Annotated in this window: 12 protein-coding genes; 7 read left to right on the forward strand and 5 right to left on the reverse strand. The window is 72.8% G+C overall.

Annotated elements, in window-relative coordinates:
- Positions 1 to 81 precede the first annotated feature (81 nt).
- The 4 genes from PV419_RS35045 to PV419_RS35060 all read left to right on the forward strand — a co-directional run bounded on the left by PV419_RS35045 (position 82) and on the right by PV419_RS35060 (position 4144).
- The gene (locus PV419_RS35045) at positions 82 to 1134 is read left to right on the forward strand and encodes an ABC transporter ATP-binding protein (protein ID WP_319695839.1); all 1053 of its coding nucleotides are present in this window, start codon (positions 82 to 84) and stop codon (positions 1132 to 1134) included.
- Between the two features lie 117 nt (positions 1135 to 1251).
- Positions 1252 to 2424 (forward strand): ABC transporter substrate-binding protein, encoded by a 1173-nt coding sequence (locus PV419_RS35050; RefSeq protein ID WP_319695840.1) that lies wholly within the window; start codon positions 1252 to 1254, stop codon positions 2422 to 2424.
- 1 nt (position 2425) lies between these two features.
- Entirely contained in the window at positions 2426 to 3292 is an 867-nt protein-coding gene (locus tag PV419_RS35055; RefSeq protein ID WP_319695842.1) for an ABC transporter permease, read from the forward strand.
- Between the two features lie 39 nt (positions 3293 to 3331).
- Positions 3332 to 4144, forward strand: a complete 813-nt coding sequence (locus PV419_RS35060; protein WP_319695844.1) for an ABC transporter permease — start codon at positions 3332 to 3334, stop codon at positions 4142 to 4144.
- A 52-nt stretch (positions 4145 to 4196) separates the two neighbouring features.
- Here PV419_RS35060 and PV419_RS35065 read toward each other — a convergent pair whose 3' ends face one another.
- Both PV419_RS35065 and PV419_RS35070 read right to left on the reverse strand, forming a co-directional pair.
- Positions 4197 to 5003, reverse strand: coding sequence for a M15 family metallopeptidase (locus PV419_RS35065; RefSeq protein ID WP_319695845.1), 807 nt, complete (start codon positions 5001 to 5003; stop codon positions 4197 to 4199).
- Positions 5004 to 5099: 96 nt separating this feature from the next.
- Positions 5100 to 7595, reverse strand: coding sequence for a glycoside hydrolase family 31 protein (locus tag PV419_RS35070; RefSeq protein WP_319695847.1), 2496 nt, complete (start codon positions 7593 to 7595; stop codon positions 5100 to 5102).
- 191 nt (positions 7596 to 7786) lie between these two features.
- On the opposite strand from PV419_RS35070, the gene PV419_RS35075 reads away from it, so the two are divergent.
- On the forward strand, positions 7787 to 9817 hold the full coding sequence (locus PV419_RS35075) for an acetoacetate--CoA ligase (protein WP_319695848.1): 2031 nt from the start codon (positions 7787 to 7789) through the stop codon (positions 9815 to 9817).
- An 82-nt stretch (positions 9818 to 9899) separates the two neighbouring features.
- On the opposite strand, the gene PV419_RS35080 is transcribed toward PV419_RS35075, so the two are convergent.
- Positions 9900 to 11219 carry an aminotransferase class I/II-fold pyridoxal phosphate-dependent enzyme gene (locus PV419_RS35080; protein ID WP_319695850.1) on the reverse strand — a complete coding sequence of 440 codons (1320 nt, stop codon included), beginning with the start codon at positions 11217 to 11219 and terminating at the stop codon, positions 9900 to 9902.
- A 59-nt stretch (positions 11220 to 11278) separates the two neighbouring features.
- Here PV419_RS35080 and PV419_RS35085 point away from each other — a divergent pair, with 59 nt between their 5' ends.
- Positions 11279 to 12652 (forward strand): MFS transporter, encoded by a 1374-nt coding sequence (locus tag PV419_RS35085; protein ID WP_319695851.1) that lies wholly within the window; start codon positions 11279 to 11281, stop codon positions 12650 to 12652.
- A 22-nt stretch (positions 12653 to 12674) separates the two neighbouring features.
- Positions 12675 to 13628, forward strand: coding sequence for a hypothetical protein (locus PV419_RS35090; RefSeq protein ID WP_319695853.1), 954 nt, complete (start codon positions 12675 to 12677; stop codon positions 13626 to 13628).
- Positions 13629 to 13761: 133 nt separating this feature from the next.
- Here PV419_RS35090 and ptsP read toward each other — a convergent pair whose 3' ends face one another.
- Together ptsP and PV419_RS35100 are read right to left on the reverse strand one after the other, a co-directional pair.
- On the reverse strand, positions 13762 to 15432 hold the full coding sequence (gene ptsP, locus PV419_RS35095) for a phosphoenolpyruvate--protein phosphotransferase (protein WP_319695855.1): 1671 nt from the start codon (positions 15430 to 15432) through the stop codon (positions 13762 to 13764).
- A gap of 97 nt (positions 15433 to 15529) precedes the next feature.
- Positions 15530 to 15979, reverse strand: coding sequence for a PTS glucose transporter subunit IIA (locus PV419_RS35100; RefSeq protein ID WP_319695857.1), 450 nt, complete (start codon positions 15977 to 15979; stop codon positions 15530 to 15532).
- Between the last annotated feature and the right edge of the window lie 451 nt (positions 15980 to 16430).

Consider the following 16430-nt stretch of genomic DNA (forward strand, 5'->3'; position numbering starts at 1 on the left):
GGGGCACGTAACCCCGGTACAGCGGCACTTCCCGGCAGTGGCTGGGGGAGACCCCGCGCGACCAATTGACCGGAGAGCCCGATGACCCCCATGAAGGGAGCAGCCGTGGCCATGACGGAAGCGGCGGTCCGGCTGGTGGCCGTGACCAAGGACTTCGGCGCCGTACGGGCGGTCGGCGGCGTCGATCTCTTACTCGCGCAGGGCGAGTTCTTCTCCCTCCTCGGCCCCTCCGGCTCCGGCAAGACCACCCTGCTGCGCCTCGTCGCCGGCTTCGAGCGGCCCACGAGGGGCCGCGTCGAGCTGTCCGGCCGCGATGTCACCGCGCTGCCGCCCCACCGCCGCGATGTGCGCACGGTCTTCCAGGACTACGCCCTCTTCCCGCATATGAGCGTCGAGCAGAACGTCGCCTACGCCCTGACGGTGCGCGGCGTGCGCAAGGCCGAGCGGCTCGTCCGCGCCCGCGACGCGCTCGCCACGGTCCGTCTGGACGGCTTCGGCCCGCGCCGCCCCGCCGAACTCTCCGGTGGCCAGCGGCAGCGCGTCGCGCTGGCCCGCGCCCTGGTCGACCGGCCCGCCGTGCTGCTGCTCGACGAACCCCTCGGCGCGCTCGACCTCGGCCTGCGGCGACAGATGCAGACCGAGCTGAAGGAGCTCCAGCACACCACCGGCATCACCTTCCTCCTGGTCACCCACGATCAGGAGGAGGCGCTGACCATGAGCGACCGGGTCGCGGTGGTATCGGATGGCCGGATCGAACAGGTCGGCCCGCCCGTCGAGGTGTACGAACGCCCCGCCACCGCCTTTGTCGCGGGCTTCATGGGCACCACCAACCTGCTGCGCGGTCCGGCGGCGGTCCGGGTGGTGGGCCGCCCCGGCGCCTACAGCATCCGGCCCGAGCGCATCCGCCTCGCCGGCCTCGCCGAACCGCCCGCCGACGGGGAGCGGACCGTGACCGGGCGCATCGCGGACATCGTGCACGCCGGGGCGCACACCCGCTTCACCGTCGCGCTTCCGGACGGCGACCGGCTGACCGTGATCCGGCAGAACCTGGCCGACCTGCCGCGCACCGTCCGTCCGGACGCCGAGATCCGGCTGCTGTGGGACGACAACGACGCCTTCCCCGTGCCGAGTTGATCCGCCGGGTCGATCAGGCAATGGACCTGGACATGACCTGAGGCGCTCTGGCGAGGCGGAATCCCCCCGCCGATACTGGCGAGATCCCGGACAGCCATGTCATAGGGGAGGACCAAGATGCGGAAGACAGCTGCGGGGAGGTCCGCGGCCGCGGTGTGCGCCCTGCTGCTGGCCGTCACGGCCTGCGGTTCGGACGGCGGTGGCGAACAGGCGAAGGCCCCGGAGGAGCTCGGCAAGAGCGAGGGCAAGGTCAACATCATCGCGTGGGCGGGCTATGCGGAGGACGGCTCCAACGACCCGGAAACCGACTGGGTCCACCCCTTCGAGAAGAAGACCGGCTGCCAGGTCAACACCAAAGTCGCCGGGACCTCCGACGAGATGGTCTCGCTCATGAAGACCGGACAGTACGACATCGTCTCCGCCTCCGGCGACGCGACCCTGCGCCTCATCGCCTCCGGCGACGCCGCCCCCGTCAACACCAAGCTGGTGCCCCACTACAAAGACATCTTCCCAGGCCTCAAGATGCGCCCGTTCAACTCCAAGAACGGCCAGATGTACGGCATTCCGCACGGCCGCGGCGCCAACCTCCTCATGTACCGCACTGACAAGGTCAAGCCCGCCCCCGACTCCTGGCGTGCCGTCTTCGACGACGCCGACGCCTACCGCGGGCACGTCACCGCGTACGACTCGCCCATCTACATCGCCGACGCCGCCCTCTACCTGATGAAGAGCAAGCCGTCCCTGGGCATCAAGGACCCGTACGCCCTCGACCGCACCCAGCTCGACGCCGCCGTCGCCCTGCTCAAGAAGCAGCACAAGGCGGTCGGGGAGTACTGGAGCGACTACCAGAAGGAGATCACCGCCTTCAAGGGCGGCGACAGCGTCATCGGCACCACCTGGCAGGTCATCGCCAACCTCGCCCAGGCCGACAAGGCACCCGTCAAGGCCGTGCTGCCCAAGGAGGGCGCCACCGGCTGGTCCGACACCTGGATGGTCTCCGCCAAGGCGGAACACCCCAACTGCGCGTACCAATGGCTCGACTGGATCGTCTCCCCGAAGGTCAACGCCCAGGTCGCCGAGTACTTCGGTGAGGCCCCCGCCAACGCCAAGGCATGCGCCCGGACCGCGGACCCCCGCCACTGTGCCGTCTACCACGCCCACGACGAGAGCTACTACCAGCGGGTCCACTTCTGGACCACCCCCATCAAGCAGTGCCTCGACGGCCGCAAGGACACCACCTGCACCGACTACGCCCAATGGACCAGGGCCTGGACCGAGATCAAGGGCTGAGATGCGAGCCCCCGCGGCCCGCACCGCCCCCGGCCCCCGCGCCGCCGCCCGGCTGCGCCTCGCGGCCCTGCTCGGCCCGCCGCTGCTGTGGCTGACCCTGGCCTACCTCGGCTCGCTCGGCGTCCTGCTCATCTCCGCCTTCTGGACCACCGACTCCTTCACCTCGGACGTCGTCCACACCTGGAACACCGACAACCTCCACGAACTGCTGACCACCCCCGTCTACCGCACCGTCGCGCTGCGCACCCTGTCCATCGCGGTCGCCGTCACCCTCATCGACGCGCTCCTCGCCCTGCCCGTGGCCTTCTTCATGGCGCGCGTCGCGGGCCGCCGGTGGCGGCGGCCGCTACTGGTCGCCGTCCTCACCCCGCTCTGGGCCAGCTATCTGGTCAAGGCCTACGCCTGGCGGGTCATGCTCGGCCAGGACGGCGTCGTCAACTCGGCCCTGGCACCGCTCGGGCTGCACGGACCGGGATACGGCACCACAGCAGTCGTCATCGTGCTGGCGTATCTGTGGCTGCCGTACATGATCCTGCCGGTCTACGCCGCCCTGGAGCGGATCCCCGAACGGGCGCTGGAGGCCTCCGCCGACCTCGGCGCCGGGCCCTGGCGCACGCTGCGCTCCGTCGTCCTGCCCGCCGTGCGCCCCGCGCTGCTGGCCGGGTCCGTCTTCACCTTCTCGCTCAGCCTCGGCGACTACATCACCGTGCAGATCGTCGGCGGCAAGACCCAGCTGATCGGGAACGTCATCGCCTCGCAGGTCACCCTCGACCTGCCCATGGCCGCCGCGCTCTCCGCGGTGCCCGTCGTCCTCATCGTCTGCTACCTGGCCGCCGTACGCCGGGCCGGCGCCCTCGACTCCCTCTGACGCCCCTGCCCGCCAAGCCTGTTCAAGGAGGTACCGCCCGTGCGGCTGTCGCGCACCGCCCGCATCGCCCTCGGCTGCGTCACCGCCGCCGGGCTCGCCATCGTCTACGCGCCCCTGCTGCTGGTCCTGCTCAACTCCGTCAACGCCGACCGGTCCTTCGGCTGGCCGCCCAGCGGCCTGACCGGCCGGTGGTGGCGCGCCGCGCTGCACAGCGAGGGCGCGCGGGAAGCGCTGCTCACCTCCGTACGGGCCGGGCTCGCCGCGACCGCCATCGCCCTCGTGCTCGGCACCATGGCCGCGTTCGCCGTCCACCGCCACCGCTTCTTCGGGCGGCGCACCGTGTCCTTCCTGCTGGTGCTGCCCATCGCGCTGCCCGGCATCGTCAGCGGCATCGCCCTCAACGCGGCCTTCCGCACCGTCCTGGACCCCCTCGGCGTCGGGTTCGGCCTCTTCACGGTGGTCGTCGGGCACGCCACCTTCTGCGTCGTGGTGGTCTTCAACAACGTCGGGGCCCGGCTGCGCCGCGTCGCGCCCTCGATGGCCGAGGCCTCCGCCGACCTCGGCGCTCGCCCCTGGCAGACCTTCCGGTACGTCACCTTCCCGGCCGTCCGCTCGGCGCTCTTCGCGGGCGGGCTGCTCGCCTTCGCACTGTCCTTCGACGAGATCGTGGTGACCACCTTCACCGCCGGGCCCGGGACCAGCACCCTGCCCATCTGGATCTACGAAAACCTGGCCCGGCCCCACCAGGCCCCCGTCGTCAACGTCGTCGCCGCGCTGCTGGTAGCCCTGTCCGTGCTCCCGGTCCACATCGCGCAGCGGCTCTCCTCCGACCCGGCGGGCGGACGGCTGTGAGCCGTGCCGCCCACCGGGCGCGGGCACTGGGACCCTCAACGAGCCCGCGGCCTCAGTGGCCGTGCAGCGACCTGCGCGAGACGGGGAAGTCGAAGTAGGTGTCCGGGAACAGTTCCGGCTTGTAGGTGTAGTGCCACCACTCCTCGGCCAGATTCACAAAGCCCAGAGCCTCCAGTGTGTCCTTCAACAACAGCCGGTTCGCCCGCTGCGCGCCCTGGATGCGCGGGTCCAGCGTGTGTGAGAGCGTGTCGAAGCAGTCGTAGCCGGTGCCCATGTCCACCGAGTTGTCCGGGAACCGCTCGTCCTTCGGCGCGTAGCACGGCACCAGCTGCTCACCCGGCTCGTACGGACGAGTGGGCAGGGCGGGCAGCTTCACGATGGTCAGGTCCATGGTGCTGCCCCGGCTGTGCCCGGACTTCTCCGCTATATAACCGTCCTCGAACAGCCGCGTCTTGTCGACGTCCGGGTAGAACTCCCCCTTCATCGACTGGTCGTCGAGGTCCTTCGCCCACTCGACGAAGTCGTTGACCGCGCGCTGCGGCCGGTAGCAGTCGTACACCTTGAGCGTGTAGCCGCGCCGCAGCAGGGAGCGCTGCGCCTGGTGCAGCGCCTCGGCGGCCGGGCGGGTCAGGATGCACAGCGGCTGGCGGTAGCCGTCCACGCGGTGGCCGGTGAAGTTGTGCGGGGTGTAGTAGCGGATCTCTTGCAGGATCGTGGGGTCCACGTCGCTCAGCGCCACGAACTCCTTCGGGGCCTTGGGCTCGGCCCGCGCCTGCGCCGGGGCGGGGGAGGCGGAGACGGCCAGGAGGGCGGCGAAGGGGAGGGCGAGCGCGCGCAGCGCGGCAGTGAATCTCGGCATGCCCACCTCAGATACCAGGGCGACGGGGTCCGGAACAAGCCCCGGCCGGCCCCGGTCCGCCCTCCTTCAGCCCGCCGCTCACCGCCCGCGCGGCCACTACCGCCCCCGCGGCCGTTTCTCGGGCGCCTGACCGCGCACCCGCACCGGATACCCGGGCTCCGCCGCGCCGTCCCGCTCGACCACCACCTCGCCGTCCCGCAGCCGCGAGGTGAACCGCACCACCTCCGGCTTGTCCCACCCGTCGCCCGGGTCCACGACCAGCGTCCCGCCGCGCCCGCGCTCCTGCGCCGGGGGCCACACCTCCAGCTCCACCCCGCCGCCCGCGCCCGCCACCGGCAGCACCGCACCCGCCCGCGCCAGCACCGGGACGCGCGACAGCGGGGCGTCCAGCACCACCTGCCCGGGGCCCTCGTACGCCCGGCCGGTCGCCGTGTCGTACCAGCGGCCGCGCGGCAGCCGCACCGACCGCCGCTCGGCGCCCTCCTCCAGCACCGGCGCCACCAGCAGCGCGTCCCCCAGCAGAAAGGCGTCCTCGCAGTCGCGCAGCGCCCGGTCCTTGGGCCAGCGCCACCACATCGGCCGCGCGTACGGCGCCCCGGTGCGCCGGGCCTCGTGGGCCAGTGTGACGAAGTACGGCAGCAGCCGCTGCCGTTCGCGCAGGGCGGCCGCCGCGTGCTCCAGGACCGGCTGCCCGAACTCCCACGGCTCCCGCCGCCCCGCCCAGATCGCCGAATGGGTGCGGAACAGCGGCAGATACGAGGCCAGCTGGAACCAGCGCAGATACAGCTCGGGGGACGGGCTGCCGGTGAACCCGCCGACGTCCGGACCGGAGTACGGCACCCCCGACAGGCCGAGCCCCAGCACCAGGGACAGCGAGGCGCGCAGCCCCGGCCAGCTGGTCGCCACGTCCCCGGACCAGCTGCCCCCGTACCGCTGCAGCCCCGCCCACCCCGAGCGGGAGAACAGGAACGGGCGCTCCTCGGGCTGCAGCTCCAGCAGCCCCTCGTAGCCGGCCCGCGCCATGGCCAGGCCGTAGACGTTGTGCGCCTCGCGGTGGTCGCCGCCCCGCCCCTCCAGCGCGTGCCGGGCCGAGCGCGGCAGTGTCGGGTCGCCGAAGGCCGCGAAGGACACGGGCTCGTTCATGTCGTGCCACACCCCGGAGAAGCCCTGCCCCAGCCGCTCCGCGTACAGCCCGCCCCACCACTTGCGCACCCGCGGATCGGTGAAGTCGGGGAACACCGCCTCGCCCGGCCAGACCACCCCGCGCACCTCGCGCCCGCGCGTGTCGCGCACGAACGCGTCCTGCGCCGCGCCGCTGTCGTACGCCGCGTTGCCCGGCTCCGCCTTCACCGCCGGATCGACGATCGACACCAGCCGCGTCCCGCCCTCCCGCAACTCCGCCGCCAGCCCGGGCAGATCGGGGAACCGCGCGGCATCCACCGTGAACACCCGGTGCCCGGCGAGGTGGTCGATGTCCAGGTGCAGCGCCGACAGCGGCAGCTCCCGCTCCCGGTAGCCCGCCACCACCCGCCGCACCTCCTCCTGGTCGCCGAACCCCCAGCGGGCGTGGTGGTAGCCCAGCGCCCAGCTCGGCGGTACCGCGGCAGCGCCCGTGAGCGCCGCCCAGCCCTGCAACACCCGGGCCGGCGGGCCCACGATCACCCAGGAGCGCAGCGGGCCGCCCTCCATCCGCGTCCGGCAGCGGCCCGGCCGGTCGTGCCCGGACCCCGCGCCCTCCTCGCCCTCCCGCAGGGTGATGGTGCCGTCCCATGAGTTGTCGTGGAACACCAGATGGGTGCCCGCGTCCGCCACCACCAGCTGCACCGGCATGGTCAGATACAGCGGGTCGTCCCCCGGCCCGAAGCTGCCGCCCGGATCGGTGTTCCACAGCCGGTACGAGCCGTCCCGCAGCCGCGGCCCGGCCGCCCGCCCGCCGAGCCCGAAGAACCGCGCGTCCGCGGCGACCTGCGACCGCTGCTCCCACCGCGCCGCCACGCCGCCGGCGCCCGGCCCTTCGCCGCCCGCCCCGTGACCATCGGCTCGCGCACCGGCTTGTCCATCGGTTTGTCCATCGGTTTGTGCCGTGGCGTCCGCTTGTCGCTGGGCGTCCGCGCCCGGCGCGTCGCCGCCCGCCGGCTCCCACCAGCGCGGCGGCAGATCCCGCCGCAGCACCACCCCGCCCGGGGTGCGCACCTCCACCGCCCCGTTCCGCGAGACCGCCACCGTCACCCGCTCGGCGACCACCCGCCAGCCGCCGTCCGTGTCCGGTTCGAGCCGCACCCGCTCGTCCGCGTCCGGGCAGGGCCCGTCCAGCGCGTACGAGGGCTCCGGCTCGGCGCCGTCCCAGCCGCAGAACACCGCGCCGCCCGCGGTCACCCGCACCCGCAGCGAGGACCGCGCGAACCGCACCACCCCGCCGCCCGGCTCCGGATACGCCCCGCGCACCAGGCCCGGCACCCGCGCGCGCTCCGGTCCGCGCCGCGGCAGCCCGACCGCGTCGGAACGCCGACGCCGCCACGCCGAGCGCAGCGACCTGAGCCCCTGCGCCGTACCGACCACCTTCACCGACCGCACCAGGTCACGCGCATCCATGATGATCACCTTGCCACTGATGACGCCCCGTGCGTGCGGCGTTCAACTGCCGTTCACCCGTGGTCCCCACACATCCCCACCACCCCCGATGTGGAGTGGCGGCCCTGGTGTACAAGTCGATCACATGGCATCGTCCTGCACGGACACACCACGCGTAGCCGCACGCACCACCGGGAGCCGGGAGCCGACAGATGACCACCGCAGCGCACCCAGACCACCTGCCGCGACCCCTGTGGCAGCCGGGCCCCGAGCGGATCGCCCGGGCCCAGCTCACCCGCTTCCACACCTGGGCCGCCGAGCGGCACGGCGCCCCCGCGCCCGACCCCGGCGACCAGGCGGCGAGCTACGCGGCGCTGCACCGATGGTCCGTGACGGAGCTGACGCGCTTCTGGCAGGCGGTCGCCGAGTGGTTCGAGGTGCGCTTCACCACCCCGTACGACACCGTGCTCGCCGACGCCGCCATGCCCGGCGCCCAGTGGTTCCCCGGCGCCACCCTCAACTACGCCGAGCACGCGCTGCGCGCCGCCGAGGACCCCGCCCGCGCCGCCGAACCCGCGCTGCTCCACGTCGACGAGAGCCATGAGCCGCGCCCCGTCGGCTGGGCCGCGCTGCGCGGCCAGGTCGGCGCGGTCGCCGCCGAGCTGCGCCGGCTGGGCGTACGCCCCGGAGACCGGGTCAGCGGCTACCTCCCCAACATCCCGCAGGCGGTCGTCGCGCTCCTGGCCACCGCCGCCGTCGGCGCCGTATGGACCTCCTGCGCCCCCGACTTCGGCGCGCGCAGCGTCCTGGACCGCTTCCAGCAGGTCGAGCCGGTGGTCCTGTTCACCGTGGACGGCTACCGCTACGGAGGCAAGGAACACGACCGCACCGAGACCGTCGCCGAGCTGCGCCGCGAACTGCCCACCCTGCGCGCCGTCGTCCACATCCCGCTGCTGGGCACGCCCGCCCCCGAGGGCGCGCTGGAGTGGGACACCGTGGTGCGCGAGGCGGCGGAACCGGTCTTCGAGCGGGTGCCGTTCGACCACCCGCTGTGGGTGCTCTACTCCTCGGGCACCACCGGACTGCCCAAGGCGATCGTCCAGTCCCAGGGCGGCATCCTGATCGAGCACCTCAAACAGCTCGGCCTGCACTGTGACCTGGGCCCCGGAGACCGGTTCTTCTGGTACACCTCCACCGGCTGGATGATGTGGAACTTCCTGGTGTCGGGCCTGCTGGTGGGCACCACCGTCGTCCTCTACGACGGCAGCCCCGGCTACCCGGACACCGCCGCCCAGTGGCGTATCGCCGAGCGCACCCGGACCACGCTCTATGGCACCTCGGCGGCCTATGTCATGGCCTGCCGCAAGGCCGGAGTCCGCCCGGCCCGCGACTTCGACCTCTCGCGCGTCGCCTGTGTGGCCACGACCGGCTCCCCGCTGCCGCCGGACGGCTTCCGCTGGATCCACGACGAGTTCGCCGCCAGTACGGGCGACATGTGGATCGCCTCGGTCAGCGGCGGCACGGACGTCTGCAGCTGCTTCGCGGGCGCCGCCCCCACCCTCCCGGTCCACATCGGGGAGCTGCAGGCCCCGGGTCTCGGCACGGATCTGCAGGCCTGGAACCCGAGCGGCGAGCCGGTGCTCGACGAGGTCGGCGAGCTGGTCGTCACCCAACCCATGCCGTCCATGCCGGTCCGCTTCTGGAACGACCCGGACGGCAGCCGCTACCGCGACAGCTACTTCGACATGTTCCCCGGGGTCTGGCGGCACGGTGACTGGATCACCCTCACCTCGCGCGGCACGGTCGTCATCCACGGCCGCTCCGACTCCACGCTCAACCGGCAGGGCGTACGGATGGGGTCCGCGGACATCTACGAGGCCGTCGAGCGCCTCCCCGAGATCCGCGAATCCCTCGTCATCGGCGTCGAGCAGCCCGACGGCGGCTACTGGATGCCGCTGTTCGTCCACCTCGCGCCGGGCGCCACCCTCGACGCGGGGCTGTGCGACCGCATCAAGCGCACCATCCGCGAACAGCTCTCCCCGCGCCATGTCCCCGACGAGATCATCGAGGTGCCCGGCGTGCCCCACACCCTCACCGGCAAGCGGATCGAGGTGCCGGTCAAGCGCCTGCTGCAGGGCACCACCCTGGACAAGGCCGTCAACCCGGGCTCCGTCGACAACGTGGAGCTGCTGCGCTTCTACGAGCGCCTGGCGCACGAGAGGCCGACCCGGCCGGACGCCTGACGACGCCGGACGCCGCGGGGTGAGTGGGGGTACGGGTACGGTACGGGTGCCGCCGGGCTCCGGCCGTACCGGCACCGCCCCCTCACCCGCCGTACGTCGGCTGCGACTCGCCCAGCACGGCCGCGAAGTCCGCCGCCACCCGCGCGGCCTCGGCCGCCTCCAGCCCCGCCGTGGTGATCCGTACCCCGGCCCCCGACGCCTGTCGGAACCGGGCCCCGGCCGCGACCCACCACCCGCGCGTCCGCAACCCGTTGACCACCGCCGCCTCGTCCCGCACCGGCACCCACACATTCAGCCCGCTCGCCCCGTGCACGGCGATCGCGCGCCCGCTCAACTCAGCGACCAGGGCCGCGCGCCGCCGCGCGTAGGCCGAGCGCGCCTCGACGACCAGATCCTCGGTCGCCGGGTCGGTCATCAGCCGCGCCACGGTCTCCTGCAGGACATGGCTCACCCAGCCCGAGGTCAGCAGCATCCGGCCGTCGTGGCGCGCCAGCGTCGTACGGTCGCAGGCGAGCGCGGCCCACCGCAGGTCCGTGCCCAGGTGCTTGGAGACCGTGCGCACCTGAGCCCACCGCGCCAGGCCGCCCGAGGTCAGGGTGTGCAGCGGCGCGCCCGCGACCTCGGAGGCGTGGTCGTTCTCCACCACCAGTACCTCCGACGCGGCGCCCAGCACCTCCAGCAGCGCGTCCCGCCGCTCCGCCGAGAAGCACCCGGCGTACGGGTTCTGCGACCGCGGGCTGCACACCACCGCGCGCACCCCGGCCCGCAGCGCCGCCCGGAGCGCCTCCGGCCGCATCCCCTCGTCGTCCACCGCCACCGGCACGCTCCGCAGCCCGAGGGCGGGGACGAGGTCGAGCAGATGATGGTATCCGGGGTCCTCCATCGCCACCGCGTCGCCGGGTCGCAGCTCGACCGACAGCAGCCGGGCGACACAGTCGAGCGCGCCGTGCGCGAAGGTGACCTGCCCGGACGGGACTCCGTCGCGCTCGTACCAGGCGCGGGTGAGCTCCTCCAGGGCGGCCAGCCGGGGCCGCGAGCGGTGCGAGCGGGCGCCGGGGGAAAGCCGGACGGGCGCCGGGAGGGTGGGCAGGAAGGCGGGGTCGGGATGGCCGCCGGCCAGGTCGCGCAGCCCCTCGGGCACCGGCGGCGGTCGGCGCGAGGCGACCGCGGGCACCTCGGCGACGACCGTGCCGCCGCGCCCCTGCGTCACCACGATCCCGCGCCGCCGCAGCTCCTTGTACGTGGTCGCGACGGTGCCCGGGCTGACCCCGAGCCGCTCGGCGAGGCGGCGTACCGGGGGCAGAACGGTGCCTGGAGGCAGCGCGCCCTCCACGACTCCCTGCTCGATCGACGCGGCAATCCCCTTGGCTGTGTCACCCGTGATCCCATATTGTATCGCCACATAAAGAATTCTGTACCAATACAAAACTCGGGTCAAGGTCTGAAACAAGGGGGGACAGGGTGACCGGGCAACGCCGTCTCACCAATCTGCTCAAGCGCATACCCGGCGGCCCGGACGGCCGCCGCATGCTCCTGGTCACCTTCGTCGACCGGGTCGGCTCAGGGCTGTGGGCAGCCACCGCCGTCCTCTACTTCACCTACGCGGTAGGCCTCACCACCGCCCAGATCGGCCTTCTGCTCGCCGTCTCCGGCGCCATCGGCATCGCGGGCCCGCCCCTCGGCGGCCTCCTCGCCGACCGCGTCCCGCTGCGCCCGCTCCTGGTCTTCGTACAGGCCGTGCGCGCTTCCGCCTCACTCGCACTCCTCACTACCGCGGATCTGCGCCTGCTCCTGGTCATCCAGGCGGTCGGCAGCCTCGGCGACCGGGCGTCCTCGGTCCTCACCAAGCTGTACGCGACCCGCGTCGCGGGCCCCGACCGCGCCCGCTACCAGGCCATCAACCGCACCGTCTCCAACAGCGGATGGGCCGTCGGCGGGCTCGCGGCGGCCGCGGCGCTCACCGTGGGCACCGTCGCCGTCTACCGCTGGCTCCTGGTCGGCGACGCCCTCTCTTTCGTCGCCTCCGCCCTGCTCACCCTGCGCTGCGCGGAGCCGCCCTCGCACTCACGCGTCGTCACCCACACCGCACCCGCGCCGAAGACCGACCCCGAATCCGAACCCGAGCCCGGTTTCGAACCCGATACCGATCCCGGCTCCGATCCGGCCCCCGGCTCCGATCCTGCCCCCGCGCGGGCGGCCGCCCCCACCCGCGCGCCCAACCCTTGGCGGGACCGCCGCTACCTCGCCTACACCGCCAGCGAAATCGTCCTCTTCCTCGACGACTCCGTGTTCAAGATCGGCCTCCCCCTGTGGGCCGTGACCGCCACCAGCGCCCCGCACCAGCTGGTGCCCCTGCTGCTGGTCCTCAACAACGTGCTCGTCGTGCTCTTCCAGGTTCCCCTCGCACGCTTCGGGGCCACGCCGCACGCCGCCCGCAACACCCTCCGGCCCCTGGCCGTGGCCTTCCTGACCGGCGGGGCCGCACTGGCCGCGTCGGTGGTCCACGCGCCCTGGGCCGCCACCGCGGCGCTGGTCGTCGCCGCCACCGCGTTCACCGTCGCGGAGATGCTGCACGCCACCGTGTCCTGGGAACTGTCCGTCGCCCTCGCCCCGCCCACCGCCCAAGGCGCGTACCTCGGCGTGCACGGCCTCGCCCAGGCCGCCCAGCGCAGCGCGGGTCCGCTGGTGGTGACCGCGGCGATCGCGTCCGGTCCACTGGGCTGGCTCGGCTTCGGCGCGGGCCTCGCCGTGGTCTGCGGAGCCCAGCGCCACCTGGTCCAAGACCGCGGCGACGGAGCGTTGTCAGTGCCCCCGGTTACGGTGAGTGAGCACTGATCGACTGCGCTCAGGGGGAAACATGGCGCACACCACACAAGGCGGCACGCACCGGAGGGAGCGCACCGCGCGGCGCGCGCTGCGCAGAGAAGCGCCCAGCACCGTGGCGCTGCTGGCCGACGAGGAGGACTTCGCGGCCATGCGGCGTTACGTGTCGTTCGCCTTCGACGACCACACCGCGTATCTGCGGCAGACGGAGGGGCTGCTGCGGATGCTCGCGTCACAAGGCGTGCATACGTCCATCGCGTTGTTCGACCCGGTCGAGTACGAGGAGTTCTGCGCGGACTCCGGCATCGACCCCGACACCTCCGCCGCCCGCACCCGCTATACGGCCGAGGTGGCCGCCGCGGGCCCGACCGTGACCTACGAGGGCCAGCCGCTCGACCAGCTTCTCCAGCGGCTCATCGGCGCGGCCGAGCAGCAGGCCACCTGGGAGTACGCCACGGCCCTGCTGTCCCGCGCGGGTGGCTGCGGGTGCTCCGACGACCCGGGCCACGCCGCGTTCCGCCGCGCCCGGACCGCGCTGCGGCGACTGCTCACGGCGGCCGGGCCCGGCCGCCACCACGTGGTGTGCAGCGTTCCGGCGAGCGGTGCCCCGCTCGTGGCCGTGGTGCACGCGGAAGCGACGGGGGAGCGGCCGGTGGAGCTCGACGGCACCGAGGCGCTGATCTTCAGCACCGTGCTGGCCTGCGGGATCGCCACGGACAGCCCTGGCGGCGTCGTGCTGCGCACCACCGTGCCCGGCACCCCGGACACGGTCCGCGGCTGGTCGCTGCAGCAGGGCTGGCTGCGGCCGTTGAGCGAGGCGGAGGTCTTCAGCGCGTACTGCACGGACGCGGACACCGGTGAGCCCGTGCCGCCCGAGCACGGCGTCGAGTACCGGCCGGGCATCCCGCTGCCCGGCCCGGACGCCCCGGACGGCTCGGACGACGGCGGCCCCAGGGAACCGGAGCCCGCTGACCCGGAAGGGGAATGACCCACACGCCACAGACACACAGACACAGGCGCAGAGACAGAGGCGCACAGACACACACAGACGCACAGGGGGCGCCCCGCCGCACATACCCGCGGCGGGACGCCCCCTGGGGGACAGGCCTCACATCACCGGCTCACTCGCCGGACAGCACCGCCTGCGCGGCGACGCGCGCGTCCTCGGCGGTGTCCGCCGCGCGGGCCGCGGCAGCCGCCCGCTCGCACTGGGCGAGCGTGTGCTTGGCCAGTGTGGCGCGCACATACGGAATCGCCGCGGAGCCCATGGAGAGGCTGGTGACGCCCAGGCCGGTCAGCACGCACGCGAGCAGCGGATCCGACGCGGCCTCCCCGCACACACCGCAGCTCTTGCCCTCGGCCTGCGCGGCCTCGGCCGAAGCGGCCACCAGATCGAGCAGCGCGGGCTGCCACGGGTCCTGCAGCCGCGACACCGCGCCGACCTGGCGGTCAGCGGCGAAGGTGTACTGCGCCAGGTCATTGGTGCCCAGCGACAGGAACTCCACCTCCTGGAGGATCGAGCGCGCCCGCAGCGCGGCGGACGGAATCTCCACCATCGCGCCGAACTTGGCCCGCAGCCCCGCCTCCCGGCACGCGTCGGCAAACGCCTTGGCGTCGATCCGGTCGGCCACCATCGGGGCCATGACCTCCAGGTAGACCGGCAGCCCCGCCGCGGCCTCGGCCAGCGCCGTCAGCTGCGTCCGCAGCACATCAGGGTGGTCGAGCAGGGTTCGCAGCCCCCGCACCCCCAGCGCCGGGTTCGGCTCGTCGGCCGGGGTGAGGAAGTCCAGCGGCTTGTCGGCGCCCGCGTCCAGGACCCGCACCACGACTCGGCCCTCGGGGAAGGCCTCCAGCACCTTGCGGTACGCCTCGACCTGCTTCTCCTCCGACGGTGCCTTGGTGCTGTCGTCGAGGAAGAGGAACTCCGTGCGGAACAGCCCCACACCCTCGGCACCGGCCTCCACGGCCGCCGCGACATCCGCTGGGCCGCCGATGTTCGCCAGCAGCGGCACCTTGTGCCCGTCCGATGTCGCCCCCGGCCCGGAGGACGCGGCCAGCGCGGCCTTCCGCTCCTCCGCGGCCCGGGCCAGCTCGGCCTGCTTCTCCGCGCTCGGGGACACGAAGATCTCTCCCGTGCTGCCGTCGACGGCGATCAGGGTTCCCTCGACCAGCTCACCGGCGCCGGGCAGCGCCACCACCGCCGGCACACCCAAGGCGCGCGCGAGGATCGCGCTGTGACTCGTCGGCCCGCCCTCCTCGGTCACGAACCCGAGCACCAGGGTCGGGTCGAGCAGCGCCGTGTCGGCGGGGGCCAGGTCCCGCGCGATCAGCACATACGGCTCATCGCTGTCGGGCACACCGGGCATCGGCACCCCCAGCAGCCGGGCCACGATCCGGTTCCGTACATCGTCCAGGTCGGCCACCCGCCCGGCCAGATACTCACCGGCCCCGGCCAGCAGAGCCCGGTAGGCGGCGAAGGCGTCGTACACCGCGCGCTCGGCGGTGCTGCCCACCGCGATGCGCCGCTCGACATCGGCGATCAGCTCCGGGTCCTGCGCCATCATGGCCTGTGCCTCGAGCACGGCCTGCGCCTCGCCGCCCGCCAGATTGCCGCGCGCCATCAGATCGGCCGCCACAGCCTCAACCGCCTGGCGGGCACGCCCCTGCTCGCGCGGCGCCTCGTCCGACGGAATCTGCTTCGCCGGCGGCTCCAGGACCGCGGTCCCCATGTGCCGGACCTCGCCGATCGCCACCCCGTGGCTCACGCCGACGCCTCGCAGCGTTGTCTCCATCACACCCGTCTCCGGTTCGATGCGACGGGATCACCCGCCGCGGTGGTTGTCTACTCGCCGTAACGGCCGATCAGACCGGCTCCGACCGGCGCTGAGCTCATGTCCAGCTGAAGAGAGTGTCGCCCGACTTCACATCCACATCCGCACTGACGTCCGCCAGCGACTCGGCGGTGGCCTCAAGCGCCACGACCGGGCAGACTGGCGACTTCCCGGCGGCCACCACGGCCGCGGGGTCCCACCGCACCACGGGGTCGCCGCGCCGCACGGTGTCACCCTTGTTGATCAACAGCTCGAATCCCTCGCCGCCCAGCTGAACGGTGTCGATACCGAGGTGGGTGAGCACACCGTGCCCCTTCTCATCGACGACGACGAACGCGTGGGGATGGAGAGAGACGACGATGCCGTCGACCGGTGCCACCGCCACGGACGGCTCGAGTACGGGGTCGACCGCGGTGCCGGGACCGACCATCGCCCCGGAGAACACCGGATCGGGCACCGCGGCGAGTCCGATCACACGCCCGGCGAGCGGGGAGGTCACGGTGGTCATAGGAAGCCTCCCAGGGGTGGAAAGATCGTCACGCGCTGTCACCGCCCGTCCTGGGCAGCGCACTGCCCAGAAGCGTAAGTCATAGGAACTGCGGATTCCGCACAAGCTGTGCAGGCCGAAGGACACCTATGGGGCACCGAATCGATTTGCCACGGCTGCGCGAGGGTTGTACTGTCGTACCCCTGCCCCGGATGAAGCGCCTCAGTCTACTGCGGACACATCCAGGTCGAGGCAGCGCCATCAGTCACCTGACGACAGATCTTCGGATCAGCTTTCGCATGTCCGCGAAAAGCACGGATTCGGAGAAACGAAATCGGTCTGATAGCGTGTGAAACACCGAAGGGAAGCGCCCGGAGAGACCGGTGAAACGGTTTCAAAGGAAGCGTCCGTTCCTTGAGAACTCAACAGCGTGCTAAAAGTCAACGCCAGATATGTTGATACCCCGTACGGT

This window comes from Streptomyces sp. ME19-01-6 (assembly GCF_033793745.1).
GTDB lineage: Bacteria > Actinomycetota > Actinomycetes > Streptomycetales > Streptomycetaceae > Streptomyces.